Source organism: Georgenia sp. Z1491, assembly GCF_049856175.1.
In the GTDB taxonomy this organism is placed as follows: domain Bacteria; phylum Actinomycetota; class Actinomycetes; order Actinomycetales; family Actinomycetaceae; genus JB111.
This window is the reverse complement of the sequence record NZ_JBNDNA010000001.1, coordinates 220,738-235,698: the sequence shown is the minus strand read 5'-3', so window position 1 is coordinate 235,698 and position 14,961 is coordinate 220,738. Positions and strand designations below refer to the sequence as shown.

General features: G+C 70.4%; 13 protein-coding genes. 5 read left to right on the top strand and 8 right to left on the bottom strand.

Going from position 1 to position 14,961, the window contains the following annotated elements; genetic code table 11:
• Positions 1-13 precede the first annotated feature (13 nt).
• From ACPYO4_RS01175 to ACPYO4_RS01155, 5 genes are all read right to left on the bottom strand, one after another.
• Positions 14-1,975 carry a flavin-containing monooxygenase gene (locus ACPYO4_RS01175; protein ID WP_425707367.1) on the bottom strand — a complete coding sequence of 654 codons (1,962 nt, stop codon included), beginning with the start codon at positions 1,973-1,975 and terminating at the stop codon, positions 14-16.
• Between the two features lie 3 nt (positions 1,976-1,978).
• Positions 1,979-2,959, bottom strand: coding sequence for an ABC transporter substrate-binding protein (locus tag ACPYO4_RS01170; protein WP_425707366.1), 981 nt, complete (start codon positions 2,957-2,959; stop codon positions 1,979-1,981).
• Positions 2,960-3,785: 826 nt separating this feature from the next.
• Positions 3,786-4,646, bottom strand: coding sequence for a PaaX family transcriptional regulator C-terminal domain-containing protein (locus ACPYO4_RS01165; protein WP_425707365.1), 861 nt, complete (start codon positions 4,644-4,646; stop codon positions 3,786-3,788).
• Between the two features lie 130 nt (positions 4,647-4,776).
• Entirely contained in the window at positions 4,777-5,322 is a 546-nt protein-coding gene (locus ACPYO4_RS01160) for a cupin domain-containing protein (protein WP_425707364.1), read from the bottom strand.
• On the bottom strand, positions 5,319-6,254 hold the full coding sequence (locus ACPYO4_RS01155; RefSeq protein WP_425707363.1) for a 3-keto-5-aminohexanoate cleavage protein: 936 nt from the start codon (positions 6,252-6,254) through the stop codon (positions 5,319-5,321). The genes ACPYO4_RS01160 and ACPYO4_RS01155 overlap by 4 nt, the downstream gene beginning before the upstream one ends.
• 345 nt (positions 6,255-6,599) lie before the next feature.
• On the opposite strand from ACPYO4_RS01155, the gene ACPYO4_RS01150 reads away from it, so the two are divergent.
• From ACPYO4_RS01150 to ACPYO4_RS01135, 4 genes are all read left to right on the top strand, one after another.
• A complete protein-coding gene (locus tag ACPYO4_RS01150) occupies positions 6,600-7,592 on the top strand; it encodes an ABC transporter substrate-binding protein (protein WP_425707362.1) in 993 nt (330 codons plus the stop codon).
• Positions 7,593-7,771: 179 nt separating this feature from the next.
• The gene (locus tag ACPYO4_RS01145; protein WP_425707361.1) at positions 7,772-8,587 is read left to right on the top strand and encodes a CoA transferase subunit A; all 816 of its coding nucleotides are present in this window, start codon (positions 7,772-7,774) and stop codon (positions 8,585-8,587) included.
• A gap of 5 nt (positions 8,588-8,592) precedes the next feature.
• Positions 8,593-9,249, top strand: coding sequence for a 3-oxoacid CoA-transferase subunit B (locus tag ACPYO4_RS01140; RefSeq protein ID WP_425707360.1), 657 nt, complete (start codon positions 8,593-8,595; stop codon positions 9,247-9,249).
• Positions 9,246-10,475 carry an acetyl-CoA C-acyltransferase gene (locus ACPYO4_RS01135; protein ID WP_425707359.1) on the top strand — a complete coding sequence of 410 codons (1,230 nt, stop codon included), beginning with the start codon at positions 9,246-9,248 and terminating at the stop codon, positions 10,473-10,475. The genes ACPYO4_RS01140 and ACPYO4_RS01135 overlap by 4 nt, the downstream gene beginning before the upstream one ends.
• A gap of 66 nt (positions 10,476-10,541) precedes the next feature.
• Here the strand turns inward: ACPYO4_RS01135 and ACPYO4_RS01130 are convergent, their stop codons facing one another.
• The 3 genes from ACPYO4_RS01130 to ACPYO4_RS01120 all read right to left on the bottom strand — a co-directional run bounded on the left by ACPYO4_RS01130 (position 10,542) and on the right by ACPYO4_RS01120 (position 13,545).
• Positions 10,542-10,943 carry an acyl-CoA thioesterase gene (locus tag ACPYO4_RS01130; protein WP_425707358.1) on the bottom strand — a complete coding sequence of 134 codons (402 nt, stop codon included), beginning with the start codon at positions 10,941-10,943 and terminating at the stop codon, positions 10,542-10,544.
• A 34-nt stretch (positions 10,944-10,977) separates the two neighbouring features.
• Positions 10,978-12,570, bottom strand: a complete 1,593-nt coding sequence (locus tag ACPYO4_RS01125; protein ID WP_425707357.1) for an FAD-dependent monooxygenase — start codon at positions 12,568-12,570, stop codon at positions 10,978-10,980.
• 195 nt (positions 12,571-12,765) lie between these two features.
• On the bottom strand, positions 12,766-13,545 hold the full coding sequence (locus ACPYO4_RS01120; RefSeq protein ID WP_425707356.1) for an IclR family transcriptional regulator: 780 nt from the start codon (positions 13,543-13,545) through the stop codon (positions 12,766-12,768).
• Between the two features lie 143 nt (positions 13,546-13,688).
• Between ACPYO4_RS01120 and ACPYO4_RS01115 the strand changes: the two genes are divergently transcribed.
• A complete protein-coding gene (locus ACPYO4_RS01115; protein WP_425707355.1) occupies positions 13,689-14,903 on the top strand; it encodes an FAD-dependent monooxygenase in 1,215 nt (404 codons plus the stop codon).
• Positions 14,904-14,961: the final 58 nt, after the last annotated feature.

The window sequence follows — 14,961 nt, the reverse complement described above, 5'->3', positions numbered from 1 at the left end:
CACGTCAGCGCGCCTAGGAGATGCGGAAGTTTTCCGGGTCGAAGTCGTGCGTCCCGCGCCAGTACTCGAGCGTCGATCCGGCCCAGTTCTGCGAATTGCGGCCGAACCGGTTCTTGTACCAGGTGTTGACTGTGGAGACGCCGATCGCGAGGCCCTGGCTGTCGCGGTCGATCTTCTCGTTGAGCTCGCGGAAAGGCTCCTCACGCACCTCGATGCTCGACGCCTCCCGGACGAGAAGTTGGCGAATGCACTGCGAGACGAGCTCCGCGCCGGCCTCGGAGAAGAGCACGACGCTGGAGTTGACGTTGAGGTTGGTGTTTGGGCCGTACAGCATGAAGAAGTTCGGGAAGGTCGGCACCATCACTCCGTAGAAGGCACGAGAGTCACCGGCCCAGAAGTCCTCGAGCGTGACCCCGTCGGAGTTCTCGACCGCGATGCTCGCGAGGAACTCCGAGGCGCGGAAGCCCGTGCCGTAGATGACGACATCGGCCGGGTGCTCGGCGCCGTCCTTCGTATGCACCGCGTGCTCGCTGATGCGTGCGATGCCGGCGGACGTGAGCGTGACGTTGTCTCGCTGGAGCGCGGAGGACCACGTACCGTCGTCCCGGACCGTGCGCTTGGCGTACGGCGGGTAGGTCGGGATCAGCTGCTCGACGAGATCGGGACGACCTTCGAACGCCGCTCGGAACCCATCGGCGAGCGCCTCCCTCATGCGGGCGTTCTCCGCCGAGACGGAGCCGTCGATGTCCCAGTCCGGATCGACCTCCGCGAGCCGACGGATGCCGTCCACGTTCGTCCAGAACTGGTTGAAGCGATACCAGCGGCCGGAGGTCGGGATCTGCTCGAAGAGCCAACGGGCCGCCGGCGCCAGGGGCGCATTGTAGTCCGCGGTGGGGATGACCCAGGCCGGGGTGCGTTGGAAGACTGTCAGGTGGCTCGCGACCTTCGCGACCGGAGGGACCACCTGGAACGCGCTCGCCCCGGTACCGATGAGCGCCACGTTGCGCCCCTCGAGATCGACGTCATGCCGCCACTCAGCCGTGTGAAACGCCGGCCCGGCAAACGTCTCGGCGCCGGCGATCGGCGGGATGTTCGGCTCGCTCAGCTGCCCCACCGCACTGACGAACACGTTCGACGTCAGGATCTCGGGCCCGCCGGGCCCCACAACCTCAATGGTCCATGTGCCGCTCTCGCGGTCGAACGATGCCTTCTCGACGCGCACGCCGAACCGCATGTGTCGGCGCAGGTCGAACTGGTCCGCCACGTGTCGGAGGTAGTTCAACACCTCGTCGCGGCTGGAGTACTGGTCGGCCCAGTCAGCTCGCTGGGCGAACGAGTAGCTGTAGGTGAAGTTCGACGTGTCCAGCTTGGCGCCGGGGTAGTCGTTTGCGAGCCACACGCCCCCGACGTCGTCCGCCCGCTCGAGAACCAGGACGTCCACGCCGGCCCGCACCAGCTCGTGCACCATGGCGATCCCCGACATGCCTGCCCCGACGACGATCACACGGAAGTCGCGGTTCGCTGCGGTTCCCGCTTTGGTCCACGTCGCCTCCGGACGCTCCGGGGAGATCCCGAGCTCATGCAGGATGACGTCGCGGTAGGCCGGGTCGTCGGAGCCGGTGAGGAACGTGAAGATCTCACTGAGGTCATCCGTCACCGTGTCGGCGACCGACTCGGCCAGCCGCTCACGGTGCGCGAGGATCGTCTCGACGACCAGCTCGATGGCGCGGTCCCGAGCCGCGGCGTCGAGCCCACCCGTCTGGTCCATCGCGAGCGTCTCGGACGCGAGGCGCGGACGCACACCGGGCTCGAGGATCGACGTATCGCCGGTGACGTGCGCGAGCGCCGCGAGCAGCGAGGGCAGGTGGGCGCCGCGCACGATGCGTTCGAGCAGGTGCCGGTCGATCGTGGCCAGCGTTACGTCGTCGAGCTCGTCGGCATTCACTGCGGTCTGGCCATCGGTCTGCACTGTCATGGATTACTCCCGGATGAGCGCGTCGAGATCGGGGTCGTCGGCGATGACGTCGTACTCGACCATCAGCCGGGCGTAGGTCTCCAGGCCGCCGCGGTCGAGCTCGGCAGATACAACCTCGAGCGGGAGGTCCTCGGCGATCTCCGGCTCCATGCCGATGAACTCCGGCAAGCGTTCCCGGACGAGGTCCGGGTTCTCCCGTGCGTGGTCGAGCGTCTCGGCCCACGCCTCCAGGAACCGGTCGACCAGCTCGGCGTCCTCATCCACCCACTCGTCCGAGGCGAACGTCACCAAGATCGTCGACTCAGTTCCCGATTCATTCTGACTGTCCAGGACGATCTCTCCCCCGTTTGCGAGGATCGACCCCATGAACGGCTGACCCACGGTGACTGCATCGACGTCACCGTTCTCGAGCACGGACGGCATGTCGGGGAACCCGACCTCGACGAACTCCACGTTGTCCGGGTCCCCGCCGTCGAGCCTGATCGACTCCCGGATGCCTAGCTCGAGCGCCCCGTTGAGCGAGTTCACCGCGACGGACATCCCCTCAAGATCGCTCGCTGACTCGATGCCGGCATCCGGCATGGCGACGACCGATGTCGTGTCATCTTCACCTGGGCCGTCTGCGGCATAACCGGAGATGAGGGTGATCGGCAGGCCCTGATGGTGCGCCTGAATGACGGAGACCGGGTTACCCACGGCAACGTCGAGCGAACCCGATGTCAGCGCCGGGAGTAGCTCCGCGCCGCCCTGACCCATGTTGAGCTCAAGCTCGATGCCGCGGTCGGCGAAGGAGCCCTCGTCGATGCCCATCTCCACGGATGCGAAGGTCGCGCCCGGGAAGATTCCCAGGCGCACGACGTCGAGTCCCTCGCCGGACGCCGACTCGCCGCCGCCGTCGGTCTCCCCGCCGCCGGCACCGCAGGCTGTGACGAGCAGCGCGACGCCGACCGCCACGGCTCCTGCTCGAAAGACTCGACTCGCCATCGTTGGCCTCCTTGCCAATGGTTACGGCCTCTTCGTACGGCCGCTGGTGCAAAACGCTACTCACCCCGGCGCCCCTCGTCAACCATATGCCGACACATCCTCTTCACTATCTGCGATACATCTGCGGCGAAGACGGATTCGCGTGCTTGCCCACGAGGAGCGCCCGGGTCCCGATCAAGGTCGCGTTGCTCCTCTGTACGCAGCCAGGTGGGGAACGCCCCGAGGGTGAATGCAGCGCGGTAGGCATCGCCGAACTCCTGGTATCGCGTAGGCGGGCCGCACCACTTCTTGGCCTAGCCGAGGAGCCGTTCGACGGCGTTGCGACTCTTGCCAGCGACGGGGTGTGTGCGCCTGACAGTGATGGCGCTCCCGGGGTGGCGTCGTTGACACACGGTGATCGGAAAGTTCCTTGCCGTGCATACCGTCCTGACCCCACGGCGGCGGAGTTCGGTGCGGATCACGCCGGTGGTGCAGGTCTCGTCGGGGACAACGGCATCGGGCCGAATGCAAGGACGTGCCGGCCTCAGCCGCGGCACGTGGATGTCGGCGAGGCCCTCGGCCAGCGTCACGCCGCAGTTGCGCCGCCCGTCGGCGAGCACCTTTCGCCACCGGTGCTCCCAACCGTCGACCGCTGGGTGAATCTCGGTCGTCAGACCACCGCGAGAGCGTGGAGACTCGTGACTGCGTGTTCGCGTCGTCGGACGCGAGAGCCGGGGGGTCGCCGTACTCGCACTTCCCAGCGGTTCAGGATTCCGCGAGGGCGACCTTGAATCTCGACGAGTACACGCGGCCGGCCCTCTCGCGGCGTGCCCGCTAGTCCCCGGCGTCAGGCGGTCTCGGACGCGGTCCCCCACATGGTAGCGGGCCGCTCGGCGACCTGCCCGGTCACGTCGGTGACGTACCGGTCGGCCGCGCCGACCAGCGCCCGCAGGCCCTCGTGAAACACGGCGAAGGCCGCCGTGCCGTGCCAGGTGGCGGGGAGCAGCTCGCCGGGCAGGTCGGGATCGTCGAACGGGAACTTCCGAAAGGTGCTGACGAGGTCGACGAGCTCGGCCAGCGCTGCGGGTCCGTCCGGTGCATGAGCTCTCTGGGTGGCGACCCGCGGCCGCCACTCCCGCAGCCACTCCCGATATCCGTCGTTGAGACGCTCGAGGTCCCAGCACTGCCGGGCGATCTGCCGGTCGAGCGCGACCGAGTCGGTGCGCGACATCATCTGGATGAGCCGCACGTCGTCGGAGGAGTCGATGCCGAGGTCGATGGCCATCGCGTCCACCTCGGCGCGGCGGTCCGTGGTCGACATCCAGGTCGACGGGGCGGGCGAGCCGAAGCCCTGGAAGCTCAGGCGCTTGCGCAGCGACTCACGAACCGCCCGCTTCGACTCCGGGACGACGAACAGCACCATGTGCCACTCTCCGTCCCACGGCCCCGAACGGCGCGAGAAGATGCGCTCGCGCCCCTCGTCGACGATCGCGTACAGGTGCGGTGTCATCGAGTAGGTGACCTGCCGCCCCTCCTTCGCGGAGGTGAACCACCCCTCGGCGCGGAGCCTGGTCATCGTGGCGCGGACGGCGTCGCCCTGGATGCCGAGTGCCCCCAGGAGCTCGGAGAGCGGAGTGAGTCCGATCGAGCCTCCGGAGAACCGCACGTAGTAGCCGACGACGTCGAGGATGGCGGAGCGGACACTCATCGCTCGATCCTAGAATCTCCCGACCGGCCGTTCGCGCGCTCGACCGTGCGGACGGCACGGGACACGCTCCGAGGAGCCGGTCGGCCCCGGACGCCCGGGGTCGACCGGCTCACTCACGCGCTCCCCGGGGTCACGACGCGAGCGTCCCACCGATGAGGATGAAGTAGACGACCGCACGCCCCGCCGACCGGTTCGACCAGGCGTGGTTCGTCCCCCGCTGGACGAGGACGTCGCCGGCCTTCATGAGGACCTCGTTCCCGTCCATGACGGACCACACCTCGCCCTCGGTGACGATCGCGTAGTCGAGCGACGGCGTCGCGTGCGTCATCCGCTCCTTGTAGCCCTCCTGGTGGTCCCAGTCGGAGTCCGGCGGAATCTCGAGGACGCGGAAGACCGAGCCGCCAGCAGGCGGCGTGATCGCGATCGGGCTCGACACCTTGTCGTCGGGCGCCCCGGAGTTGTCCACCGGGACCTCGTCATGGCGCCAGAACTCGGTCTGGACGAACGACGGGACGCCGGCCACCGTCTGCCGGTGCGGGCTGGGGCCGTCCTCGAGGACGACGGAGCGCCCCTGCTCGTCGAGGCCCGTGACGAGCCGGCGGAACCGGATCGTGCCGGGACCCGGCTCGACGGGTACGTCGCCGTAGGGGACGTCCTCGGTCTCGACGCGGCTCACCAGTTCGCTCCACGGCCGTCGGCGGGCAGGCCGAGGATCTCGCGCGCCTCGGTCGGCGTGGCCGGCTCGTGACCGAGCTCACGGATGATGCGCACCGCGCGCTCGACGAGCTGCAGGTTGGTCGCCTTGACCCCGCGGCTGTAGTAGAGGTTGTCCTCGAGGCCGACGCGGGCGTGGCCACCGAGGATCAGCGAGTGGGCCAGCGACGGCAGCTGGCTCGGGCCGATGCCGGAGACGCAGAGCTCGTGGCCCTCGGGAAGCAGGTCGACCATCTGGTTGAGGGCGGTGGGCGTGTAGGGCATCGCGCTCTGGAAGCCCTTGTCGCCGCCGGTCACGATGTTGATCCAGAAGGGCTCGGCGTCGAAGCCCGACCGGATGAGCCGCATCGTGTCGCCCAGGATCTGCCCGTGGTTGAAGACCTCCCACTCGGGCTTGATCCCGCGGTCCTTCATCCGCGAGGCGAGCTCGTCGTTCTGCGAGGCCGAGGTGTGGGAGAGGTACTCGTTTCCGCCGGACTGGGCGATCATCGTCCACGCGTCGAAGGTGGCCATCTCGACGCCCTGCGCCTCGAGCCCCCGGTAGCGCTCCTCGAGGTCGAGGCGGTACATGCCGGTGTCGGACCAGATCGGCATGTCGCCCGAGATCCCGCCGCCGGTGGAGTTGTTGATGATGATGTCCGACCCGCGCTCACGGATCTTGGCGTTGATCGTGCTGTAGATGTCCGGGTTGCAGGTGGCGAGCCCGTCCTCCCGGCGCGCGTGGACCGCGACGATCGAGGCGCCCGCCTCGGTGCACGCCGCGACGTCGTCCGCGATCTCGTCGGGAGTGATGGGCAGATGCTCGCTCTGCTCCTTGCCGGCCATCCCGCCGGTCGGCGCGACCGTGAGGATGATCTTCCGGGGCTTGAAATCGCCCTTCATCGTCGTTGCCATGGTTCCGGGTCCTCCTACGTGGGACGTCGATGTCCGCTGCTGGTGCGGCAGTCGCGCGGCCCGCAACGATGGCGGCTCCGCCCACTCGTCATCGTGTACCACGTGGAAGTGCTGCGTCAAGTCAACGTCACACGCCACATCCTCGCGACCACGTCCCGCCCCCATCGACGTACAGCCGTGCCTCCATCACTGATATGCGCGGCGCGGCGCGTGGGCGGTCCGAGCCGCCGAAGGGGCACGTCGGACGAACACCTGTGACAGATGCTTGACGCACTTCTGTCAACTTGCACATACTGTCTCCACGCGCGTGCCGACGACGGCGCGCAGTCCCCCAAGGAGGACCACATGCGCAGGCACCTGAGCGTCATCTCTCTCGCGGCAGTCACCGCGGCCGTACTCGCCGCGTGCGGTGGCGACGGCGAGGCCAGCTCCACCAGCGAGTCACCCACCGAGGGCGCCGACGGACTCACGGACATCACCGTCCAGGTCATGCCCATCGTCGACACCGCGCCCTTCCACCTCGGGCTCGAGCAGGGCATCTTCGAGGAGCACGGGCTCGACATCACGTTCGACTCCACCAACCAGGGCGGCGCCGTGACGATCCCCGGCGTGACGAGCGGCGACTACGACTTCGGCTTCTCGAACTCCCCCGCACTCATCACGGGCGTCTCGAACGGGCTCCCGCTGACGATCGTCGCGAACGCGTCCAGCTCCAACGGCGACCCGGACGGCGACACCGCCGGCATCATCGTGCCCCCGGACAGCGACATCACCTCGCCGGCGGACCTCGCGGGCCGCAGCGTCGCCGTCAACACCCTCAACTCGATCGGCGACACCTCGGTCCGCGCGACGGTCAACGGCGACGGCGGGGACGGATCGACCATCGAGTTCGTCGAGCTCGCGTTCCCCGACGCGCCGAACGCCGTGCTCAACGGTGACGTCGACGCGGCGTGGGTCGTCGAACCGTTCGTGACGATCGCCCGCAACGCCGGCCTCACCTACCTCACGTCGCCGTACGTGGGCGCCGACCCGAACCTCAACATCGCCGTCTACTTCACGTCCCAGCAGCTCGCGGACGAGAACCCGGAGCTCGTCCAGGCCTTCGCCGACGCGATGCACGAGGCGCAGGCCTACGCCCAGGACAACCCGGACGAGGTCCGGGACGTCATGGGGACGTACACGGAGATCGACGAGGACGTACGAGCGGAGGTCACGCTCCCCGCGTTCCACGACGACGTGACCGCCGAGGAGATCCAGACCGTCATCGACATGCTCGCCGAGCAGGGGGTCGTGCCCGAGTCCTTCCCGGCGGAGGACATGATGTTCACGGCGGAGTAGCTCGGCTGCCGCCAACGGGTCGTTCGACCGGACGACCCCACGTGCGTGGTCGGGACCCTCGTCCCTCGCGCGCGAAACCGATAACCTGACAACCGGTTCACCTTTTCCGGCAGCCGCGCCACATCTCGTCGGACCGGGAAGGCGCGCCCGGCCGACGACGATGACGAAGGAGTCTTTTCATGACGGTGACGTCTGCTCCCGGGACAGCCCGGGGTCTGGACAAGGTGGTGGGTTCTGCCGCGGAAGCGGTAGCGGACATCCCCTCGGGTGCGCTGCTGGCGGTGGGTGGTTTCGGCCTGTCGGGCAATCCGGTGGCGTTGATCGATGCGCTGCTGGAGCAGGGTGCGGACGACCTGACGGTGGCGTCGAACAACTGCGGTGTGGACGACTTCGGCCTGGGCGTGCTGCTGGGTGCGGGTCGGCTGCGGAAGATGATCGCGAGCTACGTGGGGGAGAACAAGTCCTTCGAGCGCCAGTACCTGTCCGGTGAGCTGGAGGTCGAGCTCAACCCGCAGGGCACGCTCGCGGAGCGGCTGCGTGCCGGCGGGTCCGGGATCGCGGCCTTCTACACCCCCACCGGGGTGGGGACGCAGTTCGCGCTGGGCGGTCTGCCGCAGGTGTACAACCCGGACGGGACGGTCGCGAAGGCCTCTGCCCCGAAGGAGACGCGGACGTTCGTCGTGGACGGCGAGCCGCGCTCGTACGTGCTGGAGGAGGCGATCCGGGCGGACTTCGCTCTGGTGCACGCGATCGCGGGCGATCGGCACGGGAACCTGGTGTTCAACAAGTCGGCGCGGAACTTCAACCCGTTGGCCGCGATGTCGGCGAAGGTCGCGATCGTGGAGGTCGAGGAGCTGGTCGAGCCGGGCGACATCGACCCGGACGAGGTCGACCTGCCGGGCGTGTTCGTGCACCGCCTGGTGCACGCCCCGGCGACCGAGGCGTCGAAGCCGATCGAGAAGCGCACCGTGCGTACCGAGAACGAGGAGGCCTGAGCGAGATGGCGTGGACCAAGGAGCAGATGGCCGCGCGCGCGGCCAGCGAGCTGAGCGACGGCGACTACGTCAACCTGGGGATCGGGCTGCCGACGCTGGTGCCGAACTACCTGCCGGGTGGGGTGGAGCTGAGCTTCCAGTCCGAGAACGGGATCCTAGGGGTGGGCCCGTTCCCCTACGAGCACCAGGTGGACCCGGACCTGATCAACGCCGGCAAGCAGACGGTGACCACGCTGCCGGGTGCGGCGTTCTTCGACTCGGCGATGTCGTTCTCGATGATCCGCGGGGAGAAGATCGACGTCGCGATCCTGGGCGGCATGCAGGTCTCTGCCGGCGGTGACCTGGCGAACTGGATGATCCCGGGCAAGATGGTCAAGGGCCCCGGCGGCGGGATGGACCTGGTCCAGGGCGCGAAGCGGGTCGTGGTGCTCATGCAGCACACGAACAAGGCCGGGGAGCCGAAGATTCTGGACACCTGCGACCTGCCGCTGACCGGCACGGCCGTGGTGGACCGGGTGATCACCGACCTGGGCGTCATCGACGTCATCGACGACGGTCTGGTCCTGGTCGAGGTCGCCGCCGGCGTCACCCCGGACGAGGTCGTCGCCGCCACCGGCGCGAATCTCACGGTCGCCGAGACGCTCGCCGGGGCCGGGTCATGACGGCCGACGCCGCGACGGGGCCCGCGACCGCGGTGGGTGCCGACGACGTGGTCGTCGTCGGGGCCGCTCGCACCCCGTTCGTCCGGTTCAACGGTCAGCTCGCGACCCTGTCCGCGGTCGAGCTCGGTGCTCACGCGATCGGCGCCGCGCTGGAGCGGTCCGGCGTGTGCGGCGAGGCCGTCGACGTGGTCCTCATGGGGCAGGTCCTGCAGGCCGGAGCGGGTCAGAACCCGGCCCGGCAGGCCGCGCTCGCGGCCGGTGTCCACCCCGGTGCGCACGCGACGACGATCAACAAGGTCTGCCTGTCCTCACTGGCGGCGATCATCGACGGTGCCCGCCTCATCCGCCTGGGCGAGGCCGAGGTCGTCGTCGCCGGCGGTCAGGAGTCCATGTCCCAGGCCCCCCACCTGCTGGGCGGGACCCGGAAGGGGTGGGCGTACGGGGACCGCACCGCGGTCGACCATCTCGCGCACGACGGCCTGACCGACGCCACCTCCGGCCACGCGATGGGCCTGGACACCGACAACTACACCACCGCCGACCACCCCGGCATCACCCGCGATCAGCAGGACGCCGTGGCCGCGGCCTCCCACCAGCGGGCCGCCGCCGCACAGGGGGCCGGCCGGTTCGACGCCGAGATCGCACCGGTGACCGTCAAGAGCCGCAAGGGCGAGACGGTCGTCGATGCCGATGACGGGCTCCGGACCGACACCACGCCCGAGTCCCTGGCCAAGCTGCGTCCCGCGTTCCGCAAGGACGGGTCGGTCACCGCGGGCAACGCCTCCCAGATCAGCGACGGCGCCGCCGCCCTGGTCCTGACCCGCCGGTCCGTGGCCGAGGAGAACGGGTGGGAGGTGCTCGCCACCGTCCGAGCCTCCGGACAGGTCGCCGGCCCCGACACCTCCCTGCACAACCAGCCCGGCAACGCCATCGCCGCGGCCCTGGTCCGGCAGGGGTGGAACGTCGGCGAGCTCGCGCACATCGAGATCAACGAGGCCTTCGCCGCCGTGAGCATCGCCAGCGCAGCCGTCCTGGGGATCGACCCGGGCGACGAACGACTCAACCCCAGTGGCGGCGCCATCGCCCTCGGACACCCCATCGGTGCCTCCGGCGCACGCCTGGCCACCCACGCCATCCACCAGCTCCGCGCGGCCGGCACCGGCCGTGCCGCCGTCGCGCTGTGCGGAGGCGGCGGACAAGGCGACGCCCTCCTCATCGAGACCTGACCACACCCCCGGGCACGACGCAGCGGCCCCCGGTCCTCACGGTCCGGGGGCCACTGCGCGGTCGGCTCAGTCCTGGGTGACACCCACTGTGGCGGCCTCGAGACCGGCACGCAGGGTCTCCGGCAGGGGGGCAGGACGTCCGGACTCGTCCACGTAGATCGCGACGTGGTTGCCCTCGATCGCCGGCTGGTCGTCGGCGACGACCGTCCACTCGTAGCCGATCGAGGAGCGTCCCAGGCGCACGACCCTCAGCTCGACCTCGATCGCGTCGCGGAACACGAGCGCGCGGTGGTAGGTGGCCGCCACGGTGCGACGAGGGAAGGGGGTCGCGCCGAGCTCCGGGCAGACGATCTCGTAGAGGGAATGCTCGGCGGCCTCGGCCCAGCGGAAGGCGGCCGTGTTGTGGATCCGGCCGCTGGCGTCCGTGTCGACCCACTTCACGGCGGTGCGGTACCTGTGCGTGCGCATGATTCTCCCGGAGCGTTGGATGGTGGGCGCCTGGTCAGGCGACGGTCATGGCGACCGCGTCGGCGCGGCCGGCCAGGACGTGGGTGAGGGCGGCGTCCTCGTCGGGGACGTCCGCGACGAGGACGGGAACCGCGCCGTCGAACCGAAGGTCCTCTGCGACCAGCCGTACCGGCAGCGTCGCCTCCCCCCGGACGACGACGGCCGCCGGCCCGTTCGATCCGTCCGCGCGCACCGCTTGCCGCGCCTCGGCGACGACGGCGGGCACGGCCGCCTCCTCGGTGGGCGCGTCCACCGCCAGCACCCAGACCGCGTCGGCCGAGCCGTCCGCCGTCGGAGGTGTCGTCAGCACCGGGACCGTGTGATCACCGGACCGGAGGGCGCCGCCGTCTGCGGACATCTCCAGGGTGCGCCCCGGCAGGACCGTCGTCCCGATCCGCAGGGGGGTCTCGAGCGGGTCGGTCCCGTCGTGCCTGGCGCGCCAGTCGGCGAGCGTGTCCTCCACGAACGTGTCCGCGCGCCTGCGCATCCGCTGGGCCGACATCGCTCGAGCCATGAAGTGGAACGTCAGCTGAGCCGGCTCGAGCTGGTCGTGGTACATCCCGAACCGCTCCCACCAGGACAACGACGGACGGGCGGACGCCTGGATCTTCTCGACCGGCGGTCTCGCGACGTCCTCGTACGCGGCGAAGGCCGCGCTGACGTCGTCGGGGTGCTCGTCGAGCGCGTCCACGAGTGCGATGGCGTCCTCCATCGCCATCTTCGTCCCGGAGCCGACGGAGAAGTGCGCGGTGTGCACGGCGTCGCCGATCAGCGCGACGTTGCCGGACGACCACCTGCGGGCGCGCCGGGTGCGGAAGCTGGACCAGCGCGAGTTGTTGACGACGAGCGGGTGGCCGTCGATCTGCTTCGCGAAGAGCTGCTCGAGGAACTCCCGCGACTTCTCGTCGCTCGGCCCGGGCGGGCTGGTGGTGTCGAACTCGTCCAGGCCTGCCCGGCGCCAGGTCTCGCCGTCGGTCTCGACGAGGAAGGTCGAGAGGTTGTCCCCGACGGGGTAGGCGTGCACCGCGAACAGCCCGTGCTCGGTGGGTTCGTGGACGAACGTCAGTCCGTTGAACTCGTACGTGGTGCCGAACCAGATGAACTTCGCGGTGGCCTCCTCGTACGTCGGACCGATCTCGTCCTCGAGCTCCGTACGCAGCCGGGAGTTGGCGCCGTCGGCCGCGACGACGACGTCGTAGTCCGAGAGCTCGGAGAGCGAGCCGACCGGCGACTCGAAGCGGAGGTCGGCGCCGGCGGCACGCGCCCGCTCCTGCAGGGTGAGCAGCAGCTGGCGACGCGCGATCGCCGACATCCCGTTGCCCGGGACATGGTGCCGTTCACCCTTGGCCCGGACCTCGATCCGGTCCCACCGCCTCCCGTGGGCGTCAAGCGCGTCCTGGAGCACCGGGTCGACGGCGTTGATCCCACGGAGCGTCGCGTCGGAGAAGACGACCCCGAACCCGAAGGTGTCGTCCGCGCGGTTGCGCTCGTGCACGACGACGGTGTCCTCGGGGTGGCGGCGCCGATGGAGCAGCGCGAACAGGAGGCCACCCGGGCCTCCGCCCACGACGGCGATCTTCCGTGGCATCTGCCTGCTCCTTCATGACGAGTTCTCCTCCGCACAGTATGTGGCATTTCAACGTCGGTCGTCAATCGGATGACACATGTCAAGCAACAGCCTCGTCCGTTGCTCACTGAAGAAGCGCATGATCTGGCCGCGAACCCGTGATACTTCGCAGTGTCGTCGTCGACATCAGGTCCCGCACGTCGCGCCGTCCGTGCGTCACCCGTCCAGGCCGGCAACGACGCCAGCCCAGCCGAGCCGCCGCGAGATCGCGAGCGCCGTCGTCGCGACGGCCGGCACCGACGTGCGCAGGGCCGGGGTGCCGGCCCGGACGACCACCGACACGGCCGCCACCACCTCGCCGGTGCCGTCGACCACCCGCGCGGCGACCGACGAGGCGCGCTCGTTGACCTCCTCGCGCACCACCGCGAGCCCGGTGCGCCGGCACCGCGCCAGCTCGGCCCGCAACCTCTCGGGCTCAGTCACGGTCCGCGGAGTCAGGCGCTCGAGCGGGCCGGCGAGCACCTCCTCGACCAGGACGGTCGGGGCGTGCGCGAGCAGGACCTTCCCGGCCGCCGACGCGTGCAGCGGGAGGTCCCCACCGACGTCGGAGACCACGACCACCGCCTCCGGCGCCGAGATCCGGTCGACGATCACCGCCTCGCGCGTGCCGAGGACGGCGAGCTGGACGTGCTCCCGCAGAGCCGCGTGCAGGTCGTGCATGTAGGGCAGCGCCACGGCGCGCACGCTCGCCGACGAGGGCACGAGCAGTGCCAGGTCCCTGGTCCGGGCGCCGATCGCGTAGCGGCCATCCGGACCGCGCGCGAGGAGCCGAGCGCGGACGAGGTCGGTCGCGATGCGGCTCGTCGTCGCGTGGGCGAGCCCCGAACGGGCGACGAGCTCGCCGAGACCGAGCGTGAGGTGGTCCGCGTCGAACGCATCGAGGATCCGCACGGCCCGCTCGAGCACGCCGGCGCCGGGCTCGTTCGTTCGTGGCATCGGCTTCTCCTCCCGTCCACGCCGAACGTATCCGTTGATCGGACCTCGGGGTACCTCAGCTGCCCCGCCCTCGCGCACGATCCGGGTCGGCGGACACCACGACCGGCCCGCCCAGGCGCCGACGCCCGCACCCCGGAGGACCCATGACGACGCCCACGTCCCGCACCCAGCCACGGATCACCGTCGTCGGCGGGGGGATCGGTGGCCTCGCCACCGCCGCGTTCCTCGCGCGTCACGGCCTGACCGCCCACGTGCTCGAGCAGGCGGCGGAGCTCAGGGAGGTCGGTGCGGGCGTGGTCGCCGCACCGAACATCGTCCGGCTCCTGCGCCGCCTGGGTCGCTACGAGGACTTCTCCCGTTCGGCCGTCCCGCTGCGCGCGGCCTGGCAGTTCCAGCGCTGGGAGGACGGCCGCGTGCTCTCCACCGAGCGGCTCGACCCGGCGTGCGAGCAGCTGTACGGCGAGCGGACGTACACGGCGCACCGGGCCGACCTGCTGGCGACCGTGCGCGGCGCGGTCCCCGCCGAGCAGGTCTCGCTCGGCGTGCGGGCGGTCGGGGTGACTGAGGTCGGCGACCACTACCGCATCGACCTCGCCGACGGCTCGAGCCACGAGGCGGACGTGGTGGTCGCCGCCGACGGCGTGCACAGCGTGCTCCGTCAGCAGCTCGCTGCCCCGGAGGAGCCCGAGCCGTCCGGGATCGTCGCCTACCGCGCCCTGGTCCCCGCGGAGCACGCCCCGCCCGGCGCGAGGGAGCCGGTCCACACGCTCTGGCTCGGTCCGGACCATCACCTCGTCCACTACCCCGTGAGCGCGGGACGGCTGGTCAACGTCGTCGCGTTCGGCCCGGCCGGCGACGACCGGGACGACTCGTGGACGGCCGAGACGACCGTGGAGCAGTTCCGCGCCGAGTTCGCCGGCTGGGACCGCCGGGTCACCGACCTCGTCGCGGCCTCCGGGCGGGTCGGCCGCTGGGCGCTCCTCGACCGACCGCCGCTGCCACGCTGGACCTTCGGCGGCGTCACCCTGCTCGGCGACGCCGCGCACCCCCAGTTCCCGTTCTACGCCCAGGGGGCGGCGCAGGCGGTCGAGGACGCCGCCACGCTGGCCGTCACGCTGTCGACCACCCCCGACGACCCGCACGCCGCACTGCTCCGCTACGAGGAGCTGCGACGTGCGCGCACGGCCGAGATCCAGCGCATCAGCCACGGTCGCGTGCACGCCAACCACCTGCCCGACGGCGCGGCCCAGCGCGAGCGCGACGCCCGCCTCGCGGACGGGGACCCGTTGGTCGCCAACGGATGGATCTACGGCCACGACGCCGAGGCCGTCGCCCTCGCTGCCGAAGGGCGCACATGACCGCTGCCGAGGGCCACCGCCCGGTCGCCCGCCCGGTCGCCCGCCCGCAGGGAGGGAC

What these genes read in the sequence shown, in the direction of transcription:
- ACPYO4_RS01175 (WP_425707367.1), bottom strand. Translation starts at nt 1,975, where the DNA reads ATGACAGTGCAGACCGATGGCCAGACCGCAGTGAATGCCGACGAGCTC.
- ACPYO4_RS01170 (WP_425707366.1), bottom strand. Translation starts at nt 2,959, where the DNA reads ATGGCGAGTCGAGTCTTTCGAGCAGGAGCCGTGGCGGTCGGCGTCGCG.
- ACPYO4_RS01165 (WP_425707365.1), bottom strand. Translation starts at nt 4,646, where the DNA reads ATGAGTGTCCGCTCCGCCATCCTCGACGTCGTCGGCTACTACGTGCGG.
- ACPYO4_RS01155 (WP_425707363.1), bottom strand. Translation starts at nt 6,254, where the DNA reads ATGGCAACGACGATGAAGGGCGATTTCAAGCCCCGGAAGATCATCCTC.
- ACPYO4_RS01150 (WP_425707362.1), top strand. Translation starts at nt 6,600, where the DNA reads ATGCGCAGGCACCTGAGCGTCATCTCTCTCGCGGCAGTCACCGCGGCC.
- ACPYO4_RS01145 (WP_425707361.1), top strand. Translation starts at nt 7,772, where the DNA reads ATGACGGTGACGTCTGCTCCCGGGACAGCCCGGGGTCTGGACAAGGTG.
- ACPYO4_RS01140 (WP_425707360.1), top strand. Translation starts at nt 8,593, where the DNA reads ATGGCGTGGACCAAGGAGCAGATGGCCGCGCGCGCGGCCAGCGAGCTG.
- ACPYO4_RS01135 (WP_425707359.1), top strand. Translation starts at nt 9,246, where the DNA reads ATGACGGCCGACGCCGCGACGGGGCCCGCGACCGCGGTGGGTGCCGAC.
- ACPYO4_RS01130 (WP_425707358.1), bottom strand. Translation starts at nt 10,943, where the DNA reads ATGCGCACGCACAGGTACCGCACCGCCGTGAAGTGGGTCGACACGGAC.
- ACPYO4_RS01125 (WP_425707357.1), bottom strand. Translation starts at nt 12,570, where the DNA reads ATGCCACGGAAGATCGCCGTCGTGGGCGGAGGCCCGGGTGGCCTCCTG.
- ACPYO4_RS01120 (WP_425707356.1), bottom strand. Translation starts at nt 13,545, where the DNA reads ATGCCACGAACGAACGAGCCCGGCGCCGGCGTGCTCGAGCGGGCCGTG.
- ACPYO4_RS01115 (WP_425707355.1), top strand. Translation starts at nt 13,689, where the DNA reads ATGACGACGCCCACGTCCCGCACCCAGCCACGGATCACCGTCGTCGGC.